Source organism: Sphaerospermopsis torques-reginae ITEP-024, assembly GCF_019598945.1.
Taxonomy (GTDB): domain Bacteria; phylum Cyanobacteriota; class Cyanobacteriia; order Cyanobacteriales; family Nostocaceae; genus Sphaerospermopsis.
Genome location: NZ_CP080598.1, coordinates 2,175,208 through 2,200,626, shown reverse-complemented (window position 1 = coordinate 2,200,626; position 25,419 = coordinate 2,175,208). Strand labels below are relative to the sequence as shown.

27 protein-coding genes are annotated in these 25,419 nt (G+C 38.4%); 15 read left to right on the top strand and 12 right to left on the bottom strand.

Annotated features, from left to right (window positions below):
- Positions 1-72 precede the first annotated feature (72 nt).
- Positions 73-1,092, bottom strand: a complete 1,020-nt coding sequence (locus K2F26_RS10305) for a LysR family transcriptional regulator (RefSeq protein ID WP_194058893.1) — start codon at positions 1,090-1,092, stop codon at positions 73-75.
- A 398-nt stretch (positions 1,093-1,490) separates the two neighbouring features.
- Between K2F26_RS10305 and K2F26_RS10300 the strand changes: the two genes are divergently transcribed.
- From K2F26_RS10300 to K2F26_RS10275, 6 genes are all read left to right on the top strand, one after another.
- Positions 1,491-2,207: an NnrU family protein gene (locus K2F26_RS10300; RefSeq protein ID WP_220611383.1), complete on the top strand. Its 717-nt coding sequence runs from the start codon at positions 1,491-1,493 to the stop codon at positions 2,205-2,207.
- A gap of 321 nt (positions 2,208-2,528) precedes the next feature.
- Complete coding sequence (locus K2F26_RS10295; protein ID WP_220611382.1) at positions 2,529-2,915, top strand: thioredoxin family protein; 387 nt, start codon at positions 2,529-2,531, stop codon at positions 2,913-2,915.
- Positions 2,916-3,341: 426 nt separating this feature from the next.
- Entirely contained in the window at positions 3,342-5,414 is a 2,073-nt protein-coding gene (locus K2F26_RS10290; protein ID WP_220611381.1) for an NAD(P)H-quinone oxidoreductase subunit 5, read from the top strand.
- 202 nt (positions 5,415-5,616) lie between these two features.
- The gene (locus tag K2F26_RS10285) at positions 5,617-5,931 is read left to right on the top strand and encodes a hypothetical protein (protein ID WP_220611380.1); all 315 of its coding nucleotides are present in this window, start codon (positions 5,617-5,619) and stop codon (positions 5,929-5,931) included.
- Between the two features lie 12 nt (positions 5,932-5,943).
- Positions 5,944-6,204, top strand: a complete 261-nt coding sequence (locus K2F26_RS10280) for a ribbon-helix-helix domain-containing protein (protein WP_220611379.1) — start codon at positions 5,944-5,946, stop codon at positions 6,202-6,204.
- A gap of 2 nt (positions 6,205-6,206) precedes the next feature.
- Positions 6,207-6,497, top strand: a complete 291-nt coding sequence (locus tag K2F26_RS10275) for a type II toxin-antitoxin system RelE/ParE family toxin (protein WP_220611378.1) — start codon at positions 6,207-6,209, stop codon at positions 6,495-6,497.
- Between the two features lie 137 nt (positions 6,498-6,634).
- Here the strand turns inward: K2F26_RS10275 and K2F26_RS10270 are convergent, their stop codons facing one another.
- Positions 6,635-7,039 (bottom strand): hypothetical protein, encoded by a 405-nt coding sequence (locus K2F26_RS10270; RefSeq protein ID WP_246605576.1) that lies wholly within the window; start codon positions 7,037-7,039, stop codon positions 6,635-6,637.
- 499 nt (positions 7,040-7,538) lie between these two features.
- On the opposite strand from K2F26_RS10270, the gene K2F26_RS10265 reads away from it, so the two are divergent.
- The 5 genes from K2F26_RS10265 (at position 7,539) to K2F26_RS10245 (ending at position 9,810) form a co-directional block, all read left to right on the top strand.
- Complete coding sequence (locus K2F26_RS10265; RefSeq protein WP_220611377.1) at positions 7,539-7,973, top strand: helix-turn-helix domain-containing protein; 435 nt, start codon at positions 7,539-7,541, stop codon at positions 7,971-7,973.
- A gap of 167 nt (positions 7,974-8,140) precedes the next feature.
- Positions 8,141-8,380, top strand: a complete 240-nt coding sequence (locus K2F26_RS10260; RefSeq protein ID WP_220611376.1) for a hypothetical protein — start codon at positions 8,141-8,143, stop codon at positions 8,378-8,380.
- Positions 8,377-8,790, top strand: a complete 414-nt coding sequence (locus K2F26_RS10255; RefSeq protein WP_220611375.1) for a putative toxin-antitoxin system toxin component, PIN family — start codon at positions 8,377-8,379, stop codon at positions 8,788-8,790. Before K2F26_RS10260 ends, K2F26_RS10255 begins: the two co-directional genes overlap by 4 nt.
- Before the next feature lie 142 nt (positions 8,791-8,932).
- Positions 8,933-9,427 carry a hypothetical protein gene (locus K2F26_RS10250; protein WP_220611374.1) on the top strand — a complete coding sequence of 165 codons (495 nt, stop codon included), beginning with the start codon at positions 8,933-8,935 and terminating at the stop codon, positions 9,425-9,427.
- 8 nt (positions 9,428-9,435) lie between these two features.
- The gene (locus K2F26_RS10245) at positions 9,436-9,810 is read left to right on the top strand and encodes a hypothetical protein (protein ID WP_220611373.1); all 375 of its coding nucleotides are present in this window, start codon (positions 9,436-9,438) and stop codon (positions 9,808-9,810) included.
- A gap of 138 nt (positions 9,811-9,948) precedes the next feature.
- Here K2F26_RS10245 and K2F26_RS10240 read toward each other — a convergent pair whose 3' ends face one another.
- Positions 9,949-10,212: a type II toxin-antitoxin system RelE family toxin gene (locus K2F26_RS10240; RefSeq protein ID WP_220611372.1), complete on the bottom strand. Its 264-nt coding sequence runs from the start codon at positions 10,210-10,212 to the stop codon at positions 9,949-9,951.
- Positions 10,209-10,439, bottom strand: coding sequence for a hypothetical protein (locus K2F26_RS10235; RefSeq protein WP_220611371.1), 231 nt, complete (start codon positions 10,437-10,439; stop codon positions 10,209-10,211). The genes K2F26_RS10240 and K2F26_RS10235 overlap by 4 nt, the downstream gene beginning before the upstream one ends.
- A gap of 129 nt (positions 10,440-10,568) precedes the next feature.
- On the opposite strand from K2F26_RS10235, the gene K2F26_RS10230 reads away from it, so the two are divergent.
- Positions 10,569-11,711, top strand: coding sequence for an IS4 family transposase (locus K2F26_RS10230; protein WP_220611721.1), 1,143 nt, complete (start codon positions 10,569-10,571; stop codon positions 11,709-11,711).
- Here the strand turns inward: K2F26_RS10230 and K2F26_RS10225 are convergent.
- Positions 11,676-11,894 (bottom strand): type II toxin-antitoxin system Phd/YefM family antitoxin, encoded by a 219-nt coding sequence (locus K2F26_RS10225; protein WP_220611370.1) that lies wholly within the window; start codon positions 11,892-11,894, stop codon positions 11,676-11,678. The two genes, K2F26_RS10230 and K2F26_RS10225, sit on opposite strands and share 36 nt — an antisense overlap.
- Positions 11,895-12,467: 573 nt before the next feature.
- On the opposite strand from K2F26_RS10225, the gene ndhD1 reads away from it, so the two are divergent.
- Positions 12,468-14,042: a photosynthetic/respiratory NAD(P)H-quinone oxidoreductase subunit D1 gene (gene ndhD1, locus K2F26_RS10220; RefSeq protein WP_220611369.1), complete on the top strand. Its 1,575-nt coding sequence runs from the start codon at positions 12,468-12,470 to the stop codon at positions 14,040-14,042.
- A 58-nt stretch (positions 14,043-14,100) separates the two neighbouring features.
- Here the strand turns inward: ndhD1 and K2F26_RS10215 are convergent, their stop codons facing one another.
- From K2F26_RS10215 to K2F26_RS10195, 5 genes are all read right to left on the bottom strand, one after another.
- On the bottom strand, positions 14,101-14,532 hold the full coding sequence (locus tag K2F26_RS10215) for a DUF29 domain-containing protein (RefSeq protein ID WP_220611368.1): 432 nt from the start codon (positions 14,530-14,532) through the stop codon (positions 14,101-14,103).
- Positions 14,533-14,649: 117 nt separating this feature from the next.
- Positions 14,650-14,859: a hypothetical protein gene (locus tag K2F26_RS10210; RefSeq protein ID WP_246605575.1), complete on the bottom strand. Its 210-nt coding sequence runs from the start codon at positions 14,857-14,859 to the stop codon at positions 14,650-14,652.
- A 105-nt stretch (positions 14,860-14,964) separates the two neighbouring features.
- A complete protein-coding gene (locus K2F26_RS10205) occupies positions 14,965-15,663 on the bottom strand; it encodes a Uma2 family endonuclease (RefSeq protein WP_220611367.1) in 699 nt (232 codons plus the stop codon).
- A 182-nt stretch (positions 15,664-15,845) separates the two neighbouring features.
- Complete coding sequence (locus K2F26_RS10200; RefSeq protein WP_220611366.1) at positions 15,846-16,115, bottom strand: DUF1049 domain-containing protein; 270 nt, start codon at positions 16,113-16,115, stop codon at positions 15,846-15,848.
- A 167-nt stretch (positions 16,116-16,282) separates the two neighbouring features.
- On the bottom strand, positions 16,283-17,710 hold the full coding sequence (locus tag K2F26_RS10195; RefSeq protein ID WP_220611365.1) for a phosphoglucomutase/phosphomannomutase family protein: 1,428 nt from the start codon (positions 17,708-17,710) through the stop codon (positions 16,283-16,285).
- Positions 17,711-17,826: 116 nt separating this feature from the next.
- Here K2F26_RS10195 and K2F26_RS10190 point away from each other — a divergent pair, with 116 nt between their 5' ends.
- Positions 17,827-18,678, top strand: a complete 852-nt coding sequence (locus tag K2F26_RS10190) for a PD-(D/E)XK nuclease family protein (protein ID WP_220611364.1) — start codon at positions 17,827-17,829, stop codon at positions 18,676-18,678.
- 67 nt (positions 18,679-18,745) lie between these two features.
- Here the strand turns inward: K2F26_RS10190 and K2F26_RS10185 are convergent, their stop codons facing one another.
- Together K2F26_RS10185 and K2F26_RS10180 are read right to left on the bottom strand one after the other, a co-directional pair.
- Entirely contained in the window at positions 18,746-20,110 is a 1,365-nt protein-coding gene (locus K2F26_RS10185) for a Sll1247 family protein (RefSeq protein ID WP_220611363.1), read from the bottom strand.
- Between the two features lie 328 nt (positions 20,111-20,438).
- Positions 20,439-22,112, bottom strand: a complete 1,674-nt coding sequence (locus K2F26_RS10180; RefSeq protein ID WP_220611846.1) for a transglutaminase-like domain-containing protein — start codon at positions 22,110-22,112, stop codon at positions 20,439-20,441.
- Between the two features lie 264 nt (positions 22,113-22,376).
- On the opposite strand from K2F26_RS10180, the gene K2F26_RS10175 reads away from it, so the two are divergent.
- Positions 22,377-25,250 (top strand): cation-translocating P-type ATPase, encoded by a 2,874-nt coding sequence (locus K2F26_RS10175; protein WP_220611362.1) that lies wholly within the window; start codon positions 22,377-22,379, stop codon positions 25,248-25,250.
- Positions 25,251-25,419 lie beyond the last annotated feature (169 nt).

Below are 25,419 nucleotides of genomic sequence, written 5' to 3'. Positions count from 1 at the left end.
CACCAGTCATGAGTCATTAGTCATTAGCTATCTACACCTTTGACTACTGACTACTGACTAATGACAAAAAATTTACTCTGGATCAGATGAAATAGACGTTGATGTATCTATTTCTAATGTACTTAACATCAGATTTTTTTGTGATAATTTTAACGCATCTCCATCCCATCCAGGGGTAGCAAACTGGGGTAAAATTTCCTGACTAAAGGCTTCTGCGGCTTTAGAGCGATAGCGATTAGGATTAACAATCAGCCAAAGAGTGCGTTTGACAACCACACCTTCAATGGGGGTACAGTGTAGCACACCCATTTGTAATTCTTTAGCGATCGCCGAAGTAGAAACAAAAGCCGCCCCCAAACCTGATTGCACAGCATTTTTAATTGCTTCAATGGAATTTAGTTCCATTTCAAATTTAAAACGTCTGGTATCAATATCACAGCGTGCCAGTACCTGATCAATGACTTTGCGGATCGTAGATTGGGAGTCAAGAGCAATGAATTGTAATTTATATAGGTCTTCTTTTTGAATGGTATCGAGTTTAGCAAAGGGATGGAATGTAGGTAAAATCAGCGCCAGTTCATCTTCAGCGTAGGGAACAATTTCCAAAGATTCAGCCAGTTCACCGGGAATCTCGCCACCGATGATAGCTAAATCAACTTGTCCATTAGCCACACTCCAAGCTGTACGACGGGTAGAGTGGACGTGAAGTTGTACAGCCACATCAGGATATTTTTGACGAAACATCCCAATCATCCGCGGTAACAAGTAAGTACCAGTAGTTTGAGAAGCACCGACAATTAAAGTACCACCTTGAAGATTTTGTAAATCCTCAATAGCGCGACAAGTTTCTTGACACAGACTGAGAATTTTTTCACCGTAACTGAGGAGTAGATGTCCAGCTTCGGTTAACTGAGCGCGTCTTCCACCCCGATCAAATAAGGGGACATCCAGTTGGCGTTCCAGATTTTGCACCTGTAAACTCACTGCTGGTTGAGAGACGTAAAGACTATCAGCGGCGCGTTTGAAGCTCCCTTCTTGTGCGATCGCTTTGAGAATGCGTAACTGATCTAAAGTGAAAGGAAGGTCAGACATAAGGCTTAACCCACAAACTTGGGAAGGAGCAGCTTTAAAAATAAATCAAGGTCTATAGCTTTTGGGCTAGGCATGATTTATGGCATTGTAATAGCTGTCAGCAGTCAGTAGTCAGTAGTCAGCTTTGGAAAACTCTTGTTTGACAAAGATTCCAAAATATACACTGCTCCTAATGATCTTGAAAACTGCTATGACATTTAAATATGACATTTAAAAACGTGATCTGAAAAAGAAATTAACACAACATCTTGCAAAAAATCCTCTTGTGTATAAACTGTTAAGGGTGCAATCAACTGTCTTGGCTTTTACCATCTAGTGATTATTAGTCAAGATAATTACCAATATTAGCTGCTTTTATTTTCAATTTTGAATTTTTCATCGGAAATTGAGTTGTGTCTATGATGTCTAGTCCTTGGTTCACCACCAGTCATTTTGTGATACTGGGGTTACAGTTAGTTTTTGCGATCGCCCACAGCGGAGGTGCTGCTTTGCGTCCTTGGGCTGAAAAATACATCGGACCAAGGTTGTATCGCATTTTGTTTGCATTAGTTAGTTTACCCTTAGCAGTGATCTTAATTACTTACTTTTTTAATCACCGTTATGATGGTTGGCAACTGTGGCAAGTGCAGGATATACCAGGTGTGAAACCAGTAGTTTGGGTACTATCAGCAATTTCCTTTTTATTTTTATATCCTGCTACCTTCAATCTACTAGAAATTGCGGCTATTCAAAAGCCCCAAGTCCATCTTTATGAAACAGGTATCATTCGTATTACCCGTCATCCGCAAATGGTGGGTCAAATTATTTGGTGTGTTGCCCATACGCTATGGTTGGGTACAACCTTCACTGTTGTTACATCTTTGGGTTTAGTGCTACATCACTTGTTTGGAGTTTGGCATGGCGATCGCCGTTTGAGCAACCGCTATGGAGAAGCTTTTGAAGTAGTCAAACAACGCACTTCAATTATTCCCTTTCAAGCAGTTTTTGATGGTCGTCAATCTCTGAAATGGCAAGAATTTATTCGTCCTGCTTATTTGGGAGTTGCCATTTTTGTGGGTTTGTTCTGGTGGTTACACCCCCTATTGATCGTAGCCACCAGTAGGATATCATGGTAGTTTTTAGTGATCCCCAAGATAAACATAAAATACTAATTTCATCAAAATTCCCGCTTATCAAATACCACTAAATCAATGTAAGATGAATTAAACCAACTGTCAGTGTGGGTTTCCTCAGTCGGTTTGAGATTGAATATTGGGATTTGCTGGTCGCTTGACTTTCCTGGGGAGGAAACGGCAATCAGACGTTGAACATCAAAAAAGCTACCGTGAATTTGATCGCGCTGGCTTTTTTGTCAGCAACTCCTAATGATACTGACTTGCCAACTCACATCAGTGGTAGTTACTTTGATATAAAAACCTTATAAATCAAGAGGCGTCATGGTGTTGTCGGTCAGTGAGCGGACATTTACTCAAGAAGTTTTAGAATCTCCAATTCCTGTGTTAGTTAATTTCGAGGCTCCTTGGTGTGGCTTGTGTCGCATCATTCACCCATTGTTGCTGCAATTTCAAGCTCAGTGCGATAACGGAATTAAACTTGTAGCGGTTAACGCTGATCAAAATTTCAAGCTATCTACCACCTATCGTCTCAAATCACTACCAACTTTACTACTAATTGAAAAAGGTGTGATCAGACAACGCCTTGAGGGTTTCCGCAGTAGAGATGATTTACGTCTAGCACTGGAAGAAATTCAACTCAGTTGCATGACCAACCATAACACCTTGAGTATAACAACCATGCCTGATTTAGAGTGCCGCTCTGTTTAATTGGTGATTGGTGATTGGTGATTGGTGATTGGTGATTGGTAAAAATCTTTTCTTCCCCTGCTCCCCGCTCCCCGCTCCCCTGCTTCTTCTTCCACTGTCTTCTAATTTGTCACAACGACAATTTTTAACCCCAACCTAACGCCAACCTACCTATATCAACATTCCTCTTCACCCAATTTTTTCCATGATTCAAATATAAAATCAACCTTAAAAAACTTATTACCCTTCTCAGAAATGCTCAGAAGGGTTTTTATATTTTTGGGAACAATAGCAAAAATCAATATATTGGTTTGTGGTAATCAAATTTCAAGTATTGGCGTTATCTTACAATTATTAGGAGTTCTGACCTGGACAAGTTAGCCTAAGAAGAATATTCTTACAGCATTGTCCTTAATTTGTCAATAATTTTCAAAGTAGGCGTGAGTGATGGAAGTAATCTATCAATATGCCTGGATTATTCCAGTATTACCCCTATTAGGAGCAATGCTGGTAGGTCTAGGATTAATCTCGTTAAATCAGGTAACAAACCGCCTGCGACAGCTAAACGCTGTGGTTATTATCTCCCTGATGGGCGCGGCTATGGGGCTGTCTATGGCTCTGCTGTGGAGTCAATACCAAGGCCATGAACCTTATCTGCGTACCTTTGAATGGGCAGCAGCAGGTAATTTTCACTTGACGATGGGCTACACAATAGACAATCTCACAGCTATGATGCTGGTAGTTGTGACAACTGTAGCCTTCTTGGTGATGATTTACACCGATGGCTACATGGCGCATGACCCTGGTTATGTCCGGTTTTACGCCTATCTCAGTTTATTCGGCTCTTCCATGTTAGGGTTGGTGGTTAGTCCCAACTTAGTACAAATTTATATTTTCTGGGAATTGGTGGGGATGTGTTCCTACCTCCTAGTCGGTTTTTGGTACGATCGCAAAGCCGCCGCAGATGCTTGTCAAAAGGCTTTTGTAACCAACCGTGTCGGTGACTTTGGTTTATTACTGGGTATTCTGGGGCTATTTTGGTCTACAGGTAGCTTTGATTTTACAATCATGGGCGATCGCCTGGGTGAATTGGTAGAAACCGGTTCTATTAGCAATTTCCTGGCTATCCTCTTCGCCATTTTGGTCTTCCTCGGTCCAGTGGCCAAGTCTGCCCAGTTCCCCCTCCATGTCTGGCTACCAGACGCAATGGAAGGTCCCACACCTATTTCCGCCCTCATCCACGCAGCAACAATGGTGGCGGCTGGTGTATTCCTCATTGCCCGGATGTACCCAGTATTTGAACACGTCCCCGCAGCAATGAACGTGATCGCTTTCACTGGGGCATTTACAGCATTTTTGGGCGCGACGATCGCTATTACCCAAAACGACATCAAAAAAGGACTCGCTTACTCCACCATCTCCCAACTTGGTTACATGGTGATGGCAATGGGTGTAGGCGCTTACAGTGCGGGTATATTCCACCTGATGACCCATGCTTACTTTAAAGCGATGCTGTTCTTGGGTTCAGGTTCAGTTATTCACGGTATGGAAGCAGTGGTTGGCCATGACCCTGTTTTAGCTCAGGATATGCGCTTAATGGGTGGACTGCGGAAATATATGCCCGCTACTGGTTTCACCTTTTTAATTGGTTGTTTAGCAATTTCCGGTATTCCTCCCTTTGCTGGTTTCTGGTCAAAAGATGAAATTCTCGGCGCGGCTTTTGCAGCTAACCCCCTGTTATGGTTTATTGGTTGGGTGACTGCCGGTATTACCGCTTTTTATATGTTTAGAATGTATTTCTCGACATTTGAAGGCAAATTCCGGGGTAATGATGAGAAAATCAAAACCATGCTCAAAGATGCTGCTGCTGCTAAGTTAGGTTTGGAATTACAGCCTAATTTTGGACCAGGGGCAATGAAAAAAGGTGAGTTAGATCATTCCCATGACTCTCACGGACACCACAGCAGTTCACCTCATGAGTCTCCTTGGACAATGACTCTACCTCTGTTGGTGTTGGCTATTCCTTCCATGTTGATCGGTTTGGTGGGTACTCCCTACGCTAATTATTTTGAGCAGTTTATCTACTCTCCTAATGAAACTTTAGCTGAAGTAATGGAAAAAGCTGCGGAATTTGACCCCCATGAGTTTTATGTGATGGCGGGTAGTTCTGTGGCTATTTCTGTGGTGGGTATTACTTTAGCAGTGCTGATGTATTTAGCTCGGAAAATTGACCCCAGTGCGATCGCTTCTAAGATCAAATCTCTGTATGAGTTATCGTTGAATAAGTGGTATTTTGACGATATTTATCATCAGGTATTTGTCCTTGGTTTGCGTCGTGTTGCTCGACAAGTGATGGAAGTTGATTTCCGCGTTGTTGATGGTGCGGTTAATTTGACTGGGTTCTTTACTCTTGTTAGTGGTGAAGGTTTGAAATACCTGGAAAATGGTCGGGTTCAGTTCTATGCCTTAATTGTTTTTGGGGCTGTTCTGGGCTTGGTGATCGTTTTTGGTGTGACTTAATTTTTATGGGGGTGGGTTTTTCTGCCCCCTAGTTTTTTTTGCACGCAGAGGCGCAGAGGACGCAGAGAAAGGTTTTGTTTCGCGCAAAGGCGCAAAGTTATTGAACCACGAAGACGCGAAGGACGCGAAGGAAGAAGGGGAAGGAAGAGGGGAAGATAGAGTATATTAAGTTATAATCAAAACAAAATTACTATAAAAATATATGACTACTCAAATTAATGCTCCTCCTACTGTTGATTATGCACCTCTGGAATTACAAGGGGAATTAATCGCTATGCAAGAATTAACGATTGAGGAATTATTAAATATTGCCCAAAGTCAAATTCCAGAAAGTCAGCAAGAATTACATTTTCAACTGTTAGAAAAAAATCAAAATAATCAATTAAGTGAATCTGATAAGTTATTGTTGAAATCGCTGCGCGTGAGTTCTGATTATTTAATGTTAAAAAAAACTTATGCCTATGCACTTTTAAAGTGGAAAGGTTTTGCTATTCCAGATTTTGAGCAATTAGTATAAAAAGGTAAAATTATGAATATCCAAATTAAACCGGAATTAGAGCAAATTATTCAAGCGCAAATTGCCACAGGTAGATATACAAATCCTGAAGATGTAATTAGTAAGGCGTTAAAATTGCTTTTGGAGTGGGATAAGGGTTATCAGAATTGGGTGGAAGAAACACGGGAAAAGGTGGATGTTGCTATTGAACAATTAGATAGAGGTGAAGGTATTAATGGGGAAGTTGTGATTTCACAATTGCGGGATAAGTTGCGTCAAGCAAGAGAGATATAAGGATGAAAATACATATTATTTCTCCAGAAGCTAGTCGTGATTTATCAGAAATTATTGATTATTTTGTTACTAGAAATATTGATGCTGGAGATCGTTTTGTTGATGAGTTTGAAAAGAAGTGTCAGTATTTAGCTAATTTCCCTAATATGGGGCGTAGCTATGAAAATATTAGGGTTGATTTGCGGGGTGTTCCTTTGGATGGTTATATAATTCTTTATCGAGTTATTAATAATGGGGTTGAAATTGTGCGTGTAGTTAGTGGTTATCGAGATTTGGAATCTTTGTTTCAATGAATAATTGAGAAGCCCTAGCGATTAGAAATCGCGGAACCATACAAACGAAGTCCGCCTTCGTGGACTAATAACAAGATTTTTAAACCCACGAAGGCGGGTTTTGTCTGTGTAGACGCGAATTATATTCGCTGGGTACTTTAGCTCACTCTAATTTGATTTTTATAAGGTTCGCTAACTTCGTCTAGGACTTCAATAGGGTAACTATTAACTTTCCCATGACGCTCATCTGGAACTTTTCCAATAGGATAACCTTTCAGGCGACAAATTTTTGCAGCTTGACGGCCTAAGCTGTTTGCATCTCGTTCAGAAACTTTAATCCGATTCAGATTACAGTAACCACGAACAGTGCTGTAATCAGATGCTCCACTTAAAGCATCAAATTTTATTTCTAATACCTCTGTACGTTGTTTCTGTTCACTCACATCAGACATTACAGAATGTAGTTGCATTCCATATTGCTGATGAATAGCCGTTAATTGCATGAGATTGTTAGTCAGTAGGTTGATGACTTGTGAAGTCATCATTTTGTCCTGTGAGTTCATAATTTTCTTTTGAATTTTTATTTAGGTCTGAATTTCACAAGAAAACTAGCCACTCACCCAAGCTCATGATAGAATGGAGTTAATACATTAAAAAAGTGGCTCGATAGCCTTAGCAGCAAAGCTGCTTGGGTTGTCGGGCTAGTTTCTTTTGTGTTTCTTTTATGAACAAAAAGCGTCTGAATGACCCTCTTTCTCAGATTATAGATCACTAACCCTAGATTTGGCTACTAGGGGCTAAGAATTTTTTTAAGGAAATAAGCTTTGAAATCATAATTTATTAAAGTTAACCCTTGTCAGGCGAAAATCAAAAGCTTGACAAGGGTTAATTTTCGGCAATTACATCAGATGTATGGCATTGCTGTTAAAATTTTTGAATTGGTGCAAGTAATAACTTTAAGTTAATTAACATTAAGATATATCTTTAAATAATAACAAGACTGTGGCATGAAGTGCGTGGGTCATTGTATGATGGGAATATCTAGGCGTAGTATTTTATGATATGACAACTAAAAACGAGACTATTGAACAACCAAAATCTTCTGCAATATCAAACTCTTTTCCATCTTCAGTGGCATTTATCCACAACGTATTGGATGAATATGGATTAGATCCTTATGAATTTCGCTTGTATGCTCATATAGTGCGTAGAACAGGAGGTAAGACTCAAGGAGTATGTTTTGCAAGTCTTCGCAAAACAGCAGAGATTTGCAAAATGAGTATGCGTAAGGCTCAACAAGCGATAAAAGTTCTTATCCAGGCTAATTTGGTAACACAGACGAAACGGACAGGACGCACAGATGAATATAGAGTTACTCCTGTTAGTGATTGGGTTTCCAACGACCAGCTAGATAAAATCCGCAAGACTATTAAAACTACTAAGGATTCATCCACTGATTCAGACATTGATACTGAGATAGCAGTAGAAAACGAGTAGTTTATATTCCATCAACAAAAAAAGGGATAAGCAAAAGCCTATCCCAAAAAAATCAAGTTATTGTCAAAATCTAAACTTCTCCCGTCATGCTATCTAACAAATTTTTTACCGTCGCATTAATGAAAAAGTATCATAAAATATATATAGGATAAATAGCAGAATAAATCATGAATGCTTACAAAACTTATATCACCATTGAAGACCCCAAGCAGGTAGTTTTATCTGACTTACCTTTTCAGGTTGGACAGCGTGTGGAGATTATTGTTTTAGCTGAAGATAACCCCCAGGATACAATTAGTAATAAATTGCGGAATTTATTTGATAAAACTCAGGCTATTCCCGGTGTGGAAGATATCACAGATGAGGAAATAGCAGCAGAAATTGAAGCTTATCGGCGTGGGGAATGAAGGTTATTATTGATACTAATGTTTTAGTTTCTGCTGTTCTCAAGGGGAGAGAACCAAGAGATGTTATTCAATTTGTTGTGGATAGTCCTCATTGTGATTGGATTGTTTCTGAAGATATTTTAGCAGAGTATCAGGATGTATTAAGTCGGAAGAAGTTTAAATTGACTGATGAAGTCAGAAAAGAATGGTTAGAAATTATAAATTTGGTGACTACATTAGTTGATGTTCAAGTAACAGTAGATTTTGCTAGAGATAGAAAGGATGAAAAGTTTTTAGCTTGTGCTGTTGCAGCAGAGGCTGATTTTTTAATTACTGGAGATTCTGATTTTAACCAAGCACAGAATTTAGTTAATACTACTATTGTTTCTGTGTCTACGTTTAAGCAGTTGATTGGTGATTTTAGGGGATAATCAGGCTATTTACTAACATTATCTACTGTCAGAATCAAAACCTTGAAAATGTTACCTATTGACATCTAAAAAAGGATTACGTAAAATAATACGTAATATCATTATTTAGATTAAATCAGCGTTTCTGGAAAACGCGAGTATCATGTCAATTCCAATTTTTACCAATGCTTTCTCAGATGAGTTAATTACAGCTACAGAGTTAAATCGTCAACCGGGAAAAGTATTAGATAAAGCATATCAACACCCAATTACTATTACTAGAAACGACCAATCTTTTGCACTATTGCGTCGGGAAGATGTGGCTTATTTAGTAAAAGGAGTAACACAAAGTAAAGCTGTTTTTGAAGTTTTATCTGTAGCATTTCGGTTATTATTAGGACAACAAATAGGTTATGAACATCCCTATGGATGGTTGAGCGTATTTGATGCTGATGAATTGCAAGATTTTATTAAAGAAGTAAGTGATGCTTTTCGCTTAACTGATATTTCTCCTGATGCTTGGGATATGCTTGATGCAATTATTTATGAATGGAAAGAAAGTTCAATAGCTATTAATAGTCCTGAGTTAGCAGCAGCTTTTAATGATGAAACTGATGAAATACCTTTAACACCACCTATTACTAAAAGTGGTGGTTGAATTAATTTATGTCAGATCATCCTACTGAAAATGAGTTAATAGATAATGTAGAACCACCAGAAGTAAAATTATCTCACCCTGCATTATCTCAAACAATTGGAATTTGGTTAGTAGTTGCTAAAAATAAAAGAGTTAATCGAGATTGGGAAGCATTAATACAACGTTATCCAGAAAATTGTATTCGTTGTTATGAAGATTTATGTAATGCACCAACAACTAGACAACCAAAGCGGGTTTTTCCTTTAAAGGGTAAAGTTTATCAAGGTGCTTGGGAGTATGAAGTTACAAGTGGTGATAGGGTATTTTATATTCCTGATGAGGAGCAATTAAAGGTTGTTGTCTATTATGCAGGGAAACATCCTAAAAAAGCTCCTGTACCATAATTTATATCTCAGAAAAAGGCGCAAAACCCATTAATTTATCCTCTATCATCTGCGTCTATCTGCGTTTATCTGCGTTCAATAATTATTGATATATCAACCATCCTGTAAATCCTGTAATCCTGGATATCCTGATTCAGACTATGAAAAGAAATTTTCATAATCGTCATGACTACCAATCCAAAACCATGTGATTGTATCACCATCCAAAACCCCAATCGCTCGATAATTACGAGTTATCCTCACAGACCAAATATTTTCTTGGTTATTGATACATTTGAAACGCAAAGACGGATGAAAAGGATTTTCTTTCCATAAGCGGTAAGCTTTCCTTGCATTTTGTCTAACTTGCTTGTCAAGAGACTGATATTCATTCCAAAAAGAAGGAAGGGTTGCAGACTTCATAACTTATCATAGTCCATTGGTGTTGCCAGTCCTTCCGCAATTTCTTTTTTAGCACGTTGAGCAGATGCAATCAATTTATTTTGACTTTTCTTAAATGAATTATCCCATTTCATTTCATCTTGCAAATCCGCTAAATATTCTTTCAAATGTTCTGCAACTTGTTCTTGAACATCTTCTGACAAAGATTCCATCATTTTAATTACAGTGGTAATGGCTGGAGATGACATAATATAATTTTCCTCTTACACCTGACGGGGCGACAAACAAGGCTGAAAACAAGACGGTATAAAGAACGTAACGATTTATGGTAAAAAAAGATAGGTCAGCTATTGTCAATAAGACCAATAAGAATGAAAATGTTACCCTTATTCTATCAAAAGCACTTAAAAAGTCAATTGAGTTTAGCAGAATATCTGTTCCTCAAAATTTTGGTGAACATCTTACAGTCAATTAAAAATGTGAATTTAGAAAGGTTAGCGAATGGCGTACCGTTACCAATTAAATTTGAAAGTAGAAGAAAAAGAATACAAAGATTTTTATCATTACCAAATCTAACAATTGAAAAAATTTGGTTTCCCATTATTCAGGAATGGTTATCAATATACTTTACCAAGGAAAAAATAATTTATGTAGCAATTGATAGAACCAATTGGAATCGAATAAATTTATTTATGGTGAGTGTAATTTGGGATAAAAGAGCATTTCCCATATATTTTAAATTATTGCCAAAATTAGGGAACAGTAACATATCTGAGCAACAACAGTTATTAGCGAAAGTAATGCCACTTTTTCAAAACTATAAGGTATGTGTATTAGGTGATAGAGAATTTTGTTCAGTAAAACTCGCTAAGTACCTTCAGAGCTTGGGTGTATACTTTTGCCTGCGATTAAAAAAGAACGAATTTGTAGAATTTGAAAAAGATATTTTTTATGAGCTAAATAGTCTTGGTTTAGCACCGGGCGTATCGTTTTTTATTAAAGGCGTGAAGGTAACAAAGACTCGTGGTTTCATCAGTTTTAATGTGGCGTGTAAATGGAAGCGTAAAATCAACGGAGTATCACCCAAAGAAGGGTGGTTTATCTTAACCAATTTTGATAGTCTGGAATTAGCTATTGCTGCATACAAAAGGAGATTTGATATAGAAGAAATGTTTAGAGATTTCAAAAAAGGAGGCTACAATTTAGAAGAGACTAATGTAACTGGTGAACGCTTTATTTCTCTGGTTTTATTAATAGCAATTGCTTACTCTTCCGCAACAATTCAAGGTCAACAAATCAAACGTAAAGGAATACAGAAATATGTTTCCCGCATCAAAGAATATGGTCGAACAGAACGGAGACATAGTAGTTTTTATATTGGATTATATGGTCAAACTTGGGTTAATTTCAAGGAAATTTGTATGGATATGGTCATGGAATTAATGAGATTAAATCGCAATAAACGTAAGAATTATCAACAAGGTCTAAGAGCTATGAGGCTTATAGAGTCTGTCTTGTAGCTTATTTCGTCTCCCCTTCAGACATAAACCATAAGGTCTGAGTTTTGAAGATGTTGGGGAAACAGGTTTTATTTCTGCTATTGGTTTACCAGATTGGATGATAATTATGCTTTCTCCTGCTGCTACTTGGTGAAGATAGCTGGTGAGGTTTTTTTGAATATCATCAATGTTTACTGTTAGCATGATTTAGCATGATATGATTTTACAAGAATGTTGATATTATAGCAATTTTTAAGATTTTTTTATTTCAAGCAATTTTTAAGATTTTTTTATTTTAATATAATTCTCCTCTGAAAATTGATAAACTTATTTTACTAAAAAACTTCATTAACAGATCATCCTGTAAATCCTTTAATCCTGGATATCCTGATTCAGACAAAAAACCTCCAAGCATTAACACAGATAAACTTAAAAAAATAAAAATTGCAATAAAAATAAAAATAAAATTTTGTAAATTCTCTCATCTTGTCAATACCCATTGATAAATTTGAGAATTGTAAAGAATTTGGACTTTTTGAGAAAATTGCCATTTAATGTAAAACAGATGCCATCATAGCTCAATCAAAGCCAATTGGCGGGCAATTTACCTACCAGATACAACCCAGTTGGTAAATATCCTCTACCGGGGCATCTGGAAACATGGAAAATTGCCAATTTAATTAAATCAACCTAACAATAACAGGAAATTTGGTAAAAAGCTGTTAGTTAATAACTAGGACTTTTGCCAAAGATGATTTTAATCCTAGACAAATTGTGATGAATATAACTAATTTCCCGTGGTTGACGACGATTATTCTTTTACCAATAGCCGCGTCACTACTTATCCCTATCATCCCTGACAAAGACGGTAAAACCATCCGTTGGTATGCCTTAATTGTGGGTTTGATTGATTTTGCCCTCATTGTTGCCGCTTTCTACTTGGGTTATGATTTCTCTAACCCTGACTTACAATTGGTAGAAAGTTATTCTTGGATACCACAAATAGATTTGAAGTGGTCTGTGGGGGCTGATGGTTTATCCATGCCTCTAATTATTTTGACGGGTTTTATTACCACTTTGGCGGCTTTGGCAGCATGGCCTGTTACCTTTAAACCCAGACTATTTTACTTTTTACTTTTAGCCATGTATGGTGGCCAAATTGCCGTGTTTGCAGTCCAGGATATGCTGTTATTCTTCCTGGTGTGGGAATTGGAGTTAATTCCGGTTTACCTACTGCTGGCTATTTGGGGTGGTAAAAAACGCCATTACGCAGCGACAAAGTTTATTCTCTACACTGCCGGCGGTTCGCTGTTTATTCTGCTTGGCTCTTTGACGATGGCTTTCTATGGTGATAATGTCACCTTTGATATGCAGTCACTCGCCCTCAAAGATTACGCCCTTAATCTGCAACTGTTACTATACGCTGGTTTCTTAATTGCCTATGCTGTTAAGTTACCTATTATCCCTCTGCATACTTGGCTACCAGATGCCCACGGTGAAGCTACCGCACCTGTGCATATGTTACTAGCAGGTATTCTGCTGAAAATGGGCGGTTATGCCTTAATTCGCATGAATGCCCAAATGTTGCCCGATGCTCACGCTTATTTTGCCCCGGTTTTGGTAATTTTGGGGGTAGTTAATATCATCTATGCGGCTTTAACGTCTTTTGCCCAACGCAACCTCAAACGCAAAATTGCCTACTCTTCAATATCCCACATGGGCTTTGTTACCATTGGTATTGCCTCTTTTACCGATTTAGGTTTAAGCGGTGCAGTTTTACAAATGGTATCTCACGGGTTAATTGGTGCTAGTTTGTTCTTCTTGGTTGGTGCAACTTATGACCGCACACACACCCTGATGTTAGATGAAATGGGTGGTGTTGGTAAACGGATGAAGAAGATTTTTGCGATGTTTACTACTTGTTCAATGGCTTCTTTAGCATTGCCAGGAATGAGTGGTTTTGTAGCAGAATTAATGGTGTTTGTGGGTTTTGCAACTAGCGATGCTTATAACCCCACATTTAAAGTCATCGTTATTTTCTTGATGGCAATTGGTGTGATTTTAACGCCGATTTATTTGCTGTCAATGTTGCGAGAAATATTCTACGGACAGGAAAACGAAGAGTTAGTTTCTCACCAAGCTTTAATTGATGCTGAACCCCGTGAGGTGTTTATCATTGCTTGTTTGTTAATTCCCATTATTGGGATTGGTTTTTATCCCAAGTTATTAACTCAAATGTACGATTCTACTACTGTACAATTGACGGAAAGATTACGGGATTCTGTTCCTACTTTGGCTGCTAAAAAAGCGGTGGAACAGGTTTCTTTAAGTGCGCCTGTAATTGGTGAATAGTTGTTAGTTATAATTGCTAATTAGGGTGGGTTTGATACCTGCCCTTTTTTTTAACTTTCTATTCTGGTAGCCAGTCTTCATCTAGAACTAACTCTAATTCATAAAGACATTCTTCGGGAAATGTGGAAATTATCAATCCTGTTTGTTTGGCTGCTTGACGACGTGCTTGTTCATAGCTTTCTGTTAATTGTTCTTGAGGATAATTTTTAAGACTGGGACTATCTTTTATAGTTAATTCAATTTGAGTGCGTGCATCTGTGATAGAATCTAACCAACTATCGGAACGTCGTTGGGGTTGATATTGCCATTTAAGTAGGTGTAAAAGTAGGCGAATTAATTGACTAGAAATGGATCTTTTTTCACTTTTACCCAAGTCGGAAATCTCCTCAATTAAATGTTCTTTGTCTATTTCTTGCCAGCGATTTTCTAGTAATAGTTTTGCGGTTTCTTCTAGCCACATATTGAAATCTGTCTGATAAGTTACAGTCATTTTTAGTTTACCTCATTAAAGGTTTTCTGGATCTAATTCTAAAGTTTTACCTGCTTGATCTTCTGCTAAATGATTTTATCTGAATTGCAATATAATTTAATACAATGAGATGCTACGTTACATCGAAGCCGCATATTGTAAAGAAAAAGATGTAATATCAATTTTATCTTCTTCTGTCCAAGTCTCACTTTCATCAATAGCAGATAACCCTTTCTCAACTAAATTAGTTTCTAAAGCATTAAGAAGAAATCTAGCAATCATATCTTGTTCATTTTCAGGAAGTTGTCTTATTTGTTCAATTGCTTGTTCAAGTAACTTAGTCATCATTTTTCACCATGAATTATCATTTATTATACTATAGATGAGCCAGGGAATAAGTTCCCTGGCTAAAAACAAAAGTCGGTTTAAACCGACTATTCTTGTTTTTTATTATCACTCTATTTCATCAGGATTCACACCTAAAGCCTTTAATTTTTCAGCTAAAAGTTGCGTTTTTCTCCTTTCTGCGGCTAAAGCGGTTTCTGCTTGTTCAGCACGTTGTTTTTCCTGTTCCAGAAGTTGAGAAATTTCCAGATATGAAGAAAACTTATTCCCATCGGGACGATAAATTTGTAATTCTTCCCCTGATAAATCAAACTTAATTCCTAACCTGGGACTAACCCAATTTTCCATTTCCGAAATGACATCTAAACCATCTTCCGTTCTTAACCATCCTCTCAAATGATTATTTTGAGGATTGTAAATATAATATTCTTCTACTCCATATCTTTCATAAAATATCAATTTCCTCTCCATTTCGGTTTGCGAATTACTAGGAGAAAGAATTTCAAAAACTACCTGGGGTGCAATATTATTTTCTTGCCATTGTAAATAAGAACCGCGTTTACCCTTTGGTCGTCCAAATACAACCATAACATCTGGTGCATTGACTATATAATTTTTCCCTTCAATGGGATACCAAAATAAATCACCAGCCACAAAAACATCAGGGTTATCTGCAAATAACCAATCTAAATTTTGTTGAATAACTAATATCCAACGAAACTGTTCTGTATTATTAGCCATTGGTTGTCCATCACTGTCTGGGTAGATGACCTCTGATATATTTACAGGTAGAGGTTGAGTAACCATAACTTTAAATTAGTTAGTTGTTTACTTTAGCAATATTTTATCACTAAACAATAGATACCCTAATTCTTAATAATATCCAGGGAATAAATTCCCTGTCTAAAAGCAAAAGTCGGTGAAAACCGACTAACAAAAAATCTCTCTTCCTCCTCTCTGCGCCTCTGCGCCTCTGCGTGAGAAAACCCCTAAAAATCCTCATCATCAATAAAAAATTCCGCCTCATCATCAACCCTAGATTTCGACTCACCCAAACCCCAAAGAGACTGCAAAACCACCCCACCAACCAAACCCACAGCCACCCAAAAAGCCAACATCAAACCAAAAGGAACTTGTATAGATTGAAAAACCAAAAACCTTAAAGATACAGGAGTAGCATTCTGCACAGAAATGAGAGCGATCGCCAACACCCAACCAGCTATAACTATAGATATAAATAAATTCACAAACATTTTCATAATTTTATATATAAAAAAAGGGTAGGGGCAACCCCCTGTGGTTGCCCTCTTGAGTCAGGAGTCAGAAGTTCAATAATATATTTCCAGTCGGTTAAAACCGACTTTTGCTTTTAGACAGGGAATTTATTCCCTGGCTATCTATTATTCTGTCACCTGTCACCTATCGCTTATCCTAACTTAGCAATTTCCGCTTCCATTGTTGCTGCAATTTGACCCAGTTTATCCGGTGAGTTAGTTTCCATGTACACTCTCACCAAAGGTTCTGTACCCGAAGGCCGCAATAACACCCAGCTACCTTCTTCTAAATACAGTTTGATCCCATCCTTTCTGCCCACTTCCTTGACTTTAATTCCCGCTACTTCAGAAGGGGGATTTTTGGTATAGGCATCAATCACAGCGTTTTTGTGAGATTCGGTCAGGTGTAAATCCAAGCGGTTGTTATACAAAGGACCATCAGCTTCAGCAATAGCTTCCTGAACTAACACACTTAAAGGTTTACCCTCATAGGCGATCGCCTCAGCCACCAGCATATCAGCCAAAACCCCATCCTTTTCAGGAATATGGCCAATAATACTCAAACCACCTGATTCTTCCCCACCAATCAAAACAGCGGTTTCCCGCATTTTCTCACCAATGTATTTAAAACCAACCGCAGTTTCATAAATTTGCAGTCCATTTTTAGCCGCAAAATTATCTAACAAATGAGTAGTCGCAACCGTTCTCACAATTGCGCCTGTTTTACCCTTATTTTTGATTAAATGTCTTGCTAAAACCAACAGCACCGTGTTGGGAGTCAGAACATTTCCCAGTTCATCCACGATCCCAAAGCGATCGCTATCTCCATCCGTTGCTAAACCCAAGTCAGCTTTATCAGCTTTTACAGCTTCCACCAACTCAACCAACTGTTCACCCTTGGGTTCTGGCATCCCACCGCCAAAAAGTACATCTCTCCAAGTGTGGAAACTTTCCAACTGAGTACCGCAATGTTGCAGCACCTCATCTAAATAGCCACGAGATGTAGAATAGAGAGCATCGTACTTAACTTTTAAATTTGCACCCTTAATTTTTTCCACATCCAGCAATGTGTAGATAAAATGCAAATAATCAGGTTTCGGATCAAAAGTAGAAATCGTCCCCGATGGGTTACTTCCTGGTAACTCATCCGATGCCGTTTCTATATTGGCCACAATAGTATCAGTAATTTCTGGAGTGGCAGGACCAGCATAGTCTGGTATATATTTAATCCCACAATAAGGTGCAGGATTATGACTAGCAGTAAACATCAAAGCCCCTGCGGAATTAAGGTGTTTCGCATTGTAGGCAATCACAGGTGTCGGGCAATCCCGATCCGTAATTTTCACATTCCACCCTAAATCTGCCAAAACCGCAGCAGATGTCCGTGCAAACTCATCAGCCAAAAATCTTGTATCGTAGGCAATTAAAACTGGTCTGTCTTTACTATAGGCAGTTTCCAGATAACTAGCGATCGCCCTAGTTACTTTCCGTACATTAGGAAAAGTAAAATCATCGGCAATAATGCCACGCCAGCCATCAGTACCGAATTTTATTTTACCAGAATTGTTAGGGTTACTCATTTTGCTACTCTCTCCCGTGCATCATCACTACTATGAGGAAGCATCCCGCAAAGCTTGTGGAACAACCACCATCCTGCAAGTATCCCCAAGGTAATTTCTCTCACTGTACCTGAGCAATGTCAATCCCTGCTAGACCCTTTGTAAGTTACCACCTTTGGTCCCTAGTTTCCCCCAAAAGAGGCCAAGAACATTGGCATTGTCAAATGAGAAGGGGATTCATTAAAGCACGACAACATGAACCAGAGGTAAAAGCTTTATTATCCCAAGCTACACCACCACAGCGGATTGGTATCCTTGCCCAAAAGGGTATCTATGAATTTCATCATCATCTCCATTGGTTAACTCAATCGGATGGTGTGGAAAAAGTAGCCCAGTTGTTAAAATTAAGCAATTTTACTTTTCAAGTCAAGCAACGGGTACTGCACATTTTACAAAAATATCAAAAATCGCCTTTGCTGTTAAATAAACGCATTCTGCAATTAACTCCTGGTGATGAAGGTTTTCCTAAACCAATTTTCATTGAAAAAGCCAATTATTGTTTTCGATTATATGCTGCTATGGACTGTGTTTTTATTGAGTCTGATAGCACTTTACATATTTTAGATTTTAAAACTGGTAAGTCAGATTTTGATCAAAGACAAGCTTTAGTTTATTTATTAGCAGCACGTTATCTTTATCCTGGTAAAACTGCCGTAGCATCATTTTATAATTTGGAAATTGGTAAAGAATCTGATGTGATTACTATTAATAATCATGAGTTAGCATCTTTGGAATTTGAGTTGGCTAATGTAGCGAATAAACACCAACTTGATTTACAAAACTATGCAGCTAGAAGCAATAACTTTAGTAAAATCTTTCCACCTAACCCTGGTTATCATTGTAGATTTTGTCCGTTTAACTCAATCTGTGAATTTTCTCAATTTAACCCGGAAAAATCACATTCAACGCCAATAATTCGTAATTCGTAATTTCGTAATTTAAAACATCCTGCCTTTTTACTGTCACCTGTCACCGTGGCATAGCACCTGTCACCTACTAACAAAATCTCTTAAAAAACGATAAATCAATATTACCAAAATGAATACTCATGGCAATATTTAATTGCTCTAAAGTTGCTACTAACCAATCAATAACATCTGTAGTTGCATTTTCATAATGATTAAATAAAATTGCAAATCTTTTTTCTAAATATGGTTTCACTTTACTACAAATTAACACCACTTTTAGCAACAACCCAATGGTTGCTAAAGAACCTTGATTACTAATTAAATCTAAAAAAGTTGAGTGTTGTGGTGATGCTTGGCTATTAACAACTAAAAAGTTTAATAACTGACTACAAGTTCTCACCACCAAAAAATCATTGATCTTTTGATCATCAGCATCCGGTAATATATTTTGTAAATGATTTGACAAACGTTGATTAAATTGGCGTTGACTATATTTACTATCAATGGAAGATATTAGATACTCATGTAAATCTTTCTTAAAATTATGGAAATTATTGCCCCTGTGATTCATATATTGTAAGAACTGCTGCGCTCTCTCGTGATAAGTATAGTTACTATCTGTTTTACCAATAAATTGTTTTACCGTACTGTAGAGATCCCTATCACTCAATAATGTAGGATTATCAACAGGGCGTAATATCCGATTAGCTTCCGCTGGGGAAACGTTTCTTAAAACCTGAATCCGACGCACTTTATAAGTTATATATTGTGATAAATCTACTTCAAATTTTTTTTGTACCTCTGCTTGAAAATGTCTCACTGTTTCTTGTTGTTCAAAAGTAGAATTTTCACTAATTAAACAATGTTCATATAAATAGGGATAGCGCCGAATTAAATTACTTAAAGGCTGGTGTTCTTCAAGACTATTTACTCTAGGAGTTTGATTCACTAATTGCAAAAATCGCCGTAAGATTACATACTGCTCACTATTAATAAAAATCTGTATCAGTTCCCGCAAACGCCTAATTTCTCGTATCCGTAAAGAATTAATTCCCAACCTATTAGATGGTGAATCAAACAAATTGATTAAATCCACAATTGCATAATGCAAATTTGGTTGTATGTACCAACGATTAATTAAAATATGACAACAGCGATTAATAAAAAGTTTAAACTCATCTTGTGCTTGCTTGGATGCGGTAATTTTGTCTAAAATTGTAATGATTTCTGGTTCTGGATAATTTGCACGTTCAACAAAAAGAGCGCGAAAACGTCCAATCATTTGGTCTGGAGATTCCATTTGTACCAAATGCAGCAAATGTTGATATATCAACTGTTCTTCTTGATAACAGTCGTGGTACTTGTGCAGGTATTCTTGTTTACCACCATGCACTTTTCCTGATGGTGTTTGTTCCACAGTTTTTTCAGATTCAGAACTTGTCCAATTTTTCACCTTTTATTACCGTTTACAAATTGCTTGATCCGTTATTTTCATACTTCAATAGGTGCGTGTGAACTTGACTTATACAGTTTTCACAAACAATGGTTGAATAAAGTTTATTTTCCATCTTTCCTGATGAGCAGTTTATATCACCATTTTACAGCTTAAACCGAAAAATTACTGATATTTTCATTAAAGGCTAAATAAAAATTTTTTACCTAAACCTTAAACTTTTGATTAACTTAGGCAGATCAGCCGTATCCAGGGGCGTTAGGAGCTAATTCTGCTCCTACCTGATACCCCATTACTAAATACAATTTGTCAATTTTGAAGTCCCAAATTAAATCGGTGGTAATTCTTTAAGAATTGTAAACCGAATATGGTTAATCGCCAAATTGCCAATGGATATTTCTTCTTTGGTTAGCCTTTCACCATTACTGGTAAGAGTTTCAAAGGAAACACCTTTACCAATTTCGATATGATACCAGCATAATCCCATAAAAAAGCGTGTAGGATATGGACCATAATCACCTATATCATCGGGATTAGATTCCATTGGTAGCCAACCAAAACCAGGGATGTAAAACTCTAGCCAAACATGATTAAAGTCAGGTTGCAGAGGGACTCCCTGTAGTTCAGGATATGGAGGACATTTATACCTGCCGACAGTGCGACAAGGAATACCATTTAAACGACACAAAGCCAGCAATACGCCTACATATTCCCCACAAGAACCAACGCCCCGTTCTAAAACTATGTCTGGTGTATCTATGTGGGGTTTAATACCATAGGATAACTCATCATAGACATAGTTGCGGATATTGTACATTTTTCGTAACATATTGGTTTCCGAACCAACAGCATCACGAGCAGCACGGCGGACAATGGTTGTATCCATTGCTAAATCATCATCATCCACCAAATAGCGAGTTTGTAATTCTGGTGTGAGTTCAGGGAGGTCTTCTACATCTTTGGGTGTAATGCGATACTTAATACCGCGAACTTCTAAAAGTGCCTTCCAGCCAAATATATGACGTTCACCGGGAACGAGAGTATCAAAATTAAATACAGCTACCCGTTGTCCTTCAATAATTTCTTCTGTGAAGGGTAAACCGATAGGTTCAACTTGTTTCACCTTTTGGCGTTCTGTTTCTGATGGTAGAGCAATACGCCATTCAACATTGGGTAAATAAACTTCTTCTAAAGGTGAAATTTCTTCCACATAAGACATTTCCACCAAATAACCATTAGATAAGGCGTAGCGTTTATCTAGGTTGTAGTGATAATACAAGGGATGAATAAAAGTGATATCCCGATAAGTTAGCTCATGATTAGGATCAGCATTGGGATTATCACGAATATAAGGCTCTTCTGTAGAGTAAGCAACATAGAGCAGATCCTTACCTGTGGTTTGCTCCTGACTGTTGATAGCAATACCTGTAGGAGAAGCAAAAGGAGTGAGGACACTAAAACGAACTTCTCCAGTTGCCCGGTCCATAGAGTAAACTGTTTGTTCTGTGCGATCGCAAACCCAGAGAGTTTCTTCGCTGACTGCCAAATTTTCTCTCCCCACCCCAGGGGCATAAAATCTAGTAATTTCTTTGCGTGTATCTTTGTCAAAAATCAGAATATAACCTAGTCTTTGGCAGCTAACATAGACAGTAGATTCCCAAACCGCAACACCATCAGCCGCATAAGGTAAAGTAACAAAATGCTCCAAACCCCAAGAACCCAACTTACACAAATAAACGCTATTACCACGGCTGACCCAGAGTGTATTTTCCCACACAGCTAAACCAGTAACATCTGTAAATTCCTTAACTTGGTGGGGATTAAGAATTTTACTGTTATCAGAGATAGGGTCAATCTCTAGCAGATGTCCCTTGATAGAGTCAATAGCAATGAGTTTATCTTTAATGAAAGCAATACCATAGAGGGTAGCAGCAGTAAACGGTCGAATAGTTTTTTGCCCAAACATCTGGCTAACATTCAAACTAGGGAGTGTCAAACTCATATTATTAGTCATTAGTCATTAGTTATTAGTCATGGTAGGGAATAGGGAACAGGGAACAGAAGGCAAAAGGCAAAAGGCAAAAGGCAAAAGGCAAGAGGCAAAAGTTAATATTCTTCCCCAATCACCAATCACCAATCACCAATCACCAATCACCAATCACCAGTCCCCAGTCCCCAGTCCCCGATTCCTAATACATGATTGATGGAAATCCTGCCATCACTAAATTATGATCGAATTTTGTAACCATTTCCTGTAACCTACACGATGTCTGCTCATTCTTTACCTGAAAGTGCCGCAGTTTGGCATGGTTTGGAGGTTGATAAAGCTTTAGAACTGCTTGATAGCAATGCAGACAGCGGCTTAACACCCCAAGAAGTTGAACAACGTTTGCAAAAATACGGTCCCAACGAACTAGAAGAACAGGGTGGCCGTAGCCCTTGGGAGATTCTCCTAGATCAGTTCACTAACATCATGTTATTGATGCTGATCTTTGTGGCTTTCGTTTCTGGTGGTTTAGATTTTTTGGCGTTGCAACAAGGTACTTTAAAAGCTGGTGAAGTGCCATTTAAAGACACAATTGCGATTATGGCAATTGTAATCCTGAATGGTATTCTCGGTTATGTCCAGGAAAGCCGTGCAGAAAAAGCTCTGGCGGCCTTGAAAAAACTCTCTTCGCCCTCAGTGCGCGTGATCCGTAATGGTAAACTGACGGATGTAGCGGGGAAGGATCTTGTACCTGGGGATGTGATGCTACTGGAAGCGGGGGTACAGGTTTCTGCTGATGGACGCTTAATCGAACAGTCTAATTTGCAAGTGCGAGAGTCAGCATTAACTGGTGAAGCTGAAGCTGTCAATAAGCAAGCCATACTTACATTACCAGAAGATACGTCACTCGGCGATCGCATTAATTTAGTTTTTCAAGGTACGGAAGTTGTCCAAGGCCGTGCTAAGGTGCTTGTCACCAATACTGGCATGACAACGGAACTAGGCAAAATTGCCACCATGTTACAGTCGGTGGACAGTGAACCTACTCCCCTGCAACAACGCATGACTCAACTCGGTAATGTGTTGGTATCTGGTTCTTTGGTGCTGGTTGCTCTGGTTGTCGGTGGTGGTCTAATCCATGATTTAGTTAAGGGAATAGGCTGGAAAAATTTACAAGAGTTGGTAGAAGTTTCTCTCAGTATGGCGGTGGCGGTAGTTCCTGAAGGTTTACCTGCGGTGATTACTGTAACTCTGGCTTTGGGAACTCAGCGCATGGTGCGCCATAATGCTTTAATTCGTAAACTTCCAGCCGTAGAAACTCTCGGTTCTGTAACTACTATCTGTTCTGATAAAACCGGGACTTTAACTCAAAATAAAATGGTGGTGCAGTCAGTCTACACCAATCAAAAAACTTTTAGGGTGACAGGGGAAGGTTATGCTCCTGTTGGTGATTTTCAGTTAGATGGGCAAAAAGCTGATTTAGAAGAACATCCAGAAATATCTGCTTTATTAGTTGCTTGTGCTGTGTGTAATGACTCGGTACTGCAAAAAGAAGCGGGAGAATGGGCAATTTTAGGCGATCCCACTGAAGGCGCTTTGATGACTTTGGCGGGTAAAGCTGGTATTGAAAAAGATCAATGGAATAGTAAGTTACCCCGTGTGTCTGAGTTTCCCTTTTCTTCTGAAAGAAAACGCATGAGTGTTATTTCTCAGGTGGAAGCAGTGGCCACAGGTGATCCAGGGATGACTGGGGTTGATCCGGTAATAGCGGGTTTTGTGGACTCGGAACAGTATTTAATGTTTACTAAGGGTTCACCAGAATTAACTTTAGCTCGTTGTACTCATATTTATTTAGGCGATCGCTCTGTTCCCATAGACGAAGAACAACACGCTCAAATTCTCGCAGCTAATGACCAAATGGCTTCCCAAGGTTTGCGGGTGTTGGGTTTTGCTTATAAACCTTTAACGGAAATACCCCCCGAAGCTTCAGAAGATACTTCTGAAAATGATTTGGTGTGGTTGGGTTTGGTGGGAATGTTGGATGCTCCACGCCCTGAAGTGCGGGCGGCTGTGGCAGAATGTCGTCAAGCGGGTATTCGCCCGATTATGATTACTGGTGATCATCAGTTGACTGCTAGGGCGATCGCTCTTGACTTGGGTATCGCTGATGCAGATGCTAGAGTTCTCACTGGTCAAGAATTACAGCGCATGAGTGATCCTGAACTAGAACAACAAGTTGATTTAGTCAGTATTTATGCTAGGGTTTCTCCAGAACACAAACTGCGAATTGTTCAAGCTTTACAGCGTCGTGGTAGATTTGTGGCCATGACTGGGGATGGTGTTAATGATGCACCCGCCCTGAAACAAGCTGATATTGGTATCGCTATGGGTATTACCGGTACAGATGTCAGTAAAGAAGCCAGCGATATGGTGCTGTTAGATGATAACTTTGCTACCATTGTCGCGGCTACTAAGGAAGGTAGGGTTGTTTATACCAATATTCGACGGTTTATCAAATACATCTTGGGTAGTAATATCGGCGAAGTTCTCACCATTGCTTCAGCACCCCTTTTAGGTTTGGGTGGTGTTCCCCTCTCACCTTTGCAAATTCTCTGGATGAACTTGGTGACAGATGGTTTACCTGCTTTAGCTTTAGCTGTCGAACCCCCAGAACCAGATGTCATGCAACGTCCACCTTTTAGTCCCCGTGAAAGTATTTTTGCTAGGGGTTTGGGTGCTTACATGGTACGAATTGGGATTGTATTTGCGATTATTACAATTATTCTCATGCAATGGGCTTATTCTCACGTCCAAATAGCCACCGGAGAAAATCTAAATCCCGAACGCTGGAAGACAATGGTATTTACTACTTTATGTCTTGCCCAAATGGGTCATGCGATCGCTATTCGTTCTAACAATCAGCTAACAATTGAAATGAATCCTCTTTCTAATAAATTCGTATTGGGCGCTGTTGTTGCCACTACGATTTTACAGTTGATGTTAATATATGTTCCACCTCTGCGAGCCTTTTTTGGTACTCATTATCTGCCTTTTAATGAGTTACTAATTTGTATTGGTTTCAGTGCCTTGATGTTCGTTTGGATTGAAGGAGAAAAGATTTTCTTCCGCGTCATGGGCAAGAAGAATGTTTGATAGGTAATTGGTAATAGGTAATAGGTAATTGGTAATAATCAATCAATATTACCTATTACTAAGTTGAAATGAATAAAATAGTTTGATGAACAAATTTTTTAGGAATTTGTAAATAAGAGAATATAGTAAATAGTCAAAATTTGATTATTTTTCTCCTGACTCCTGACTC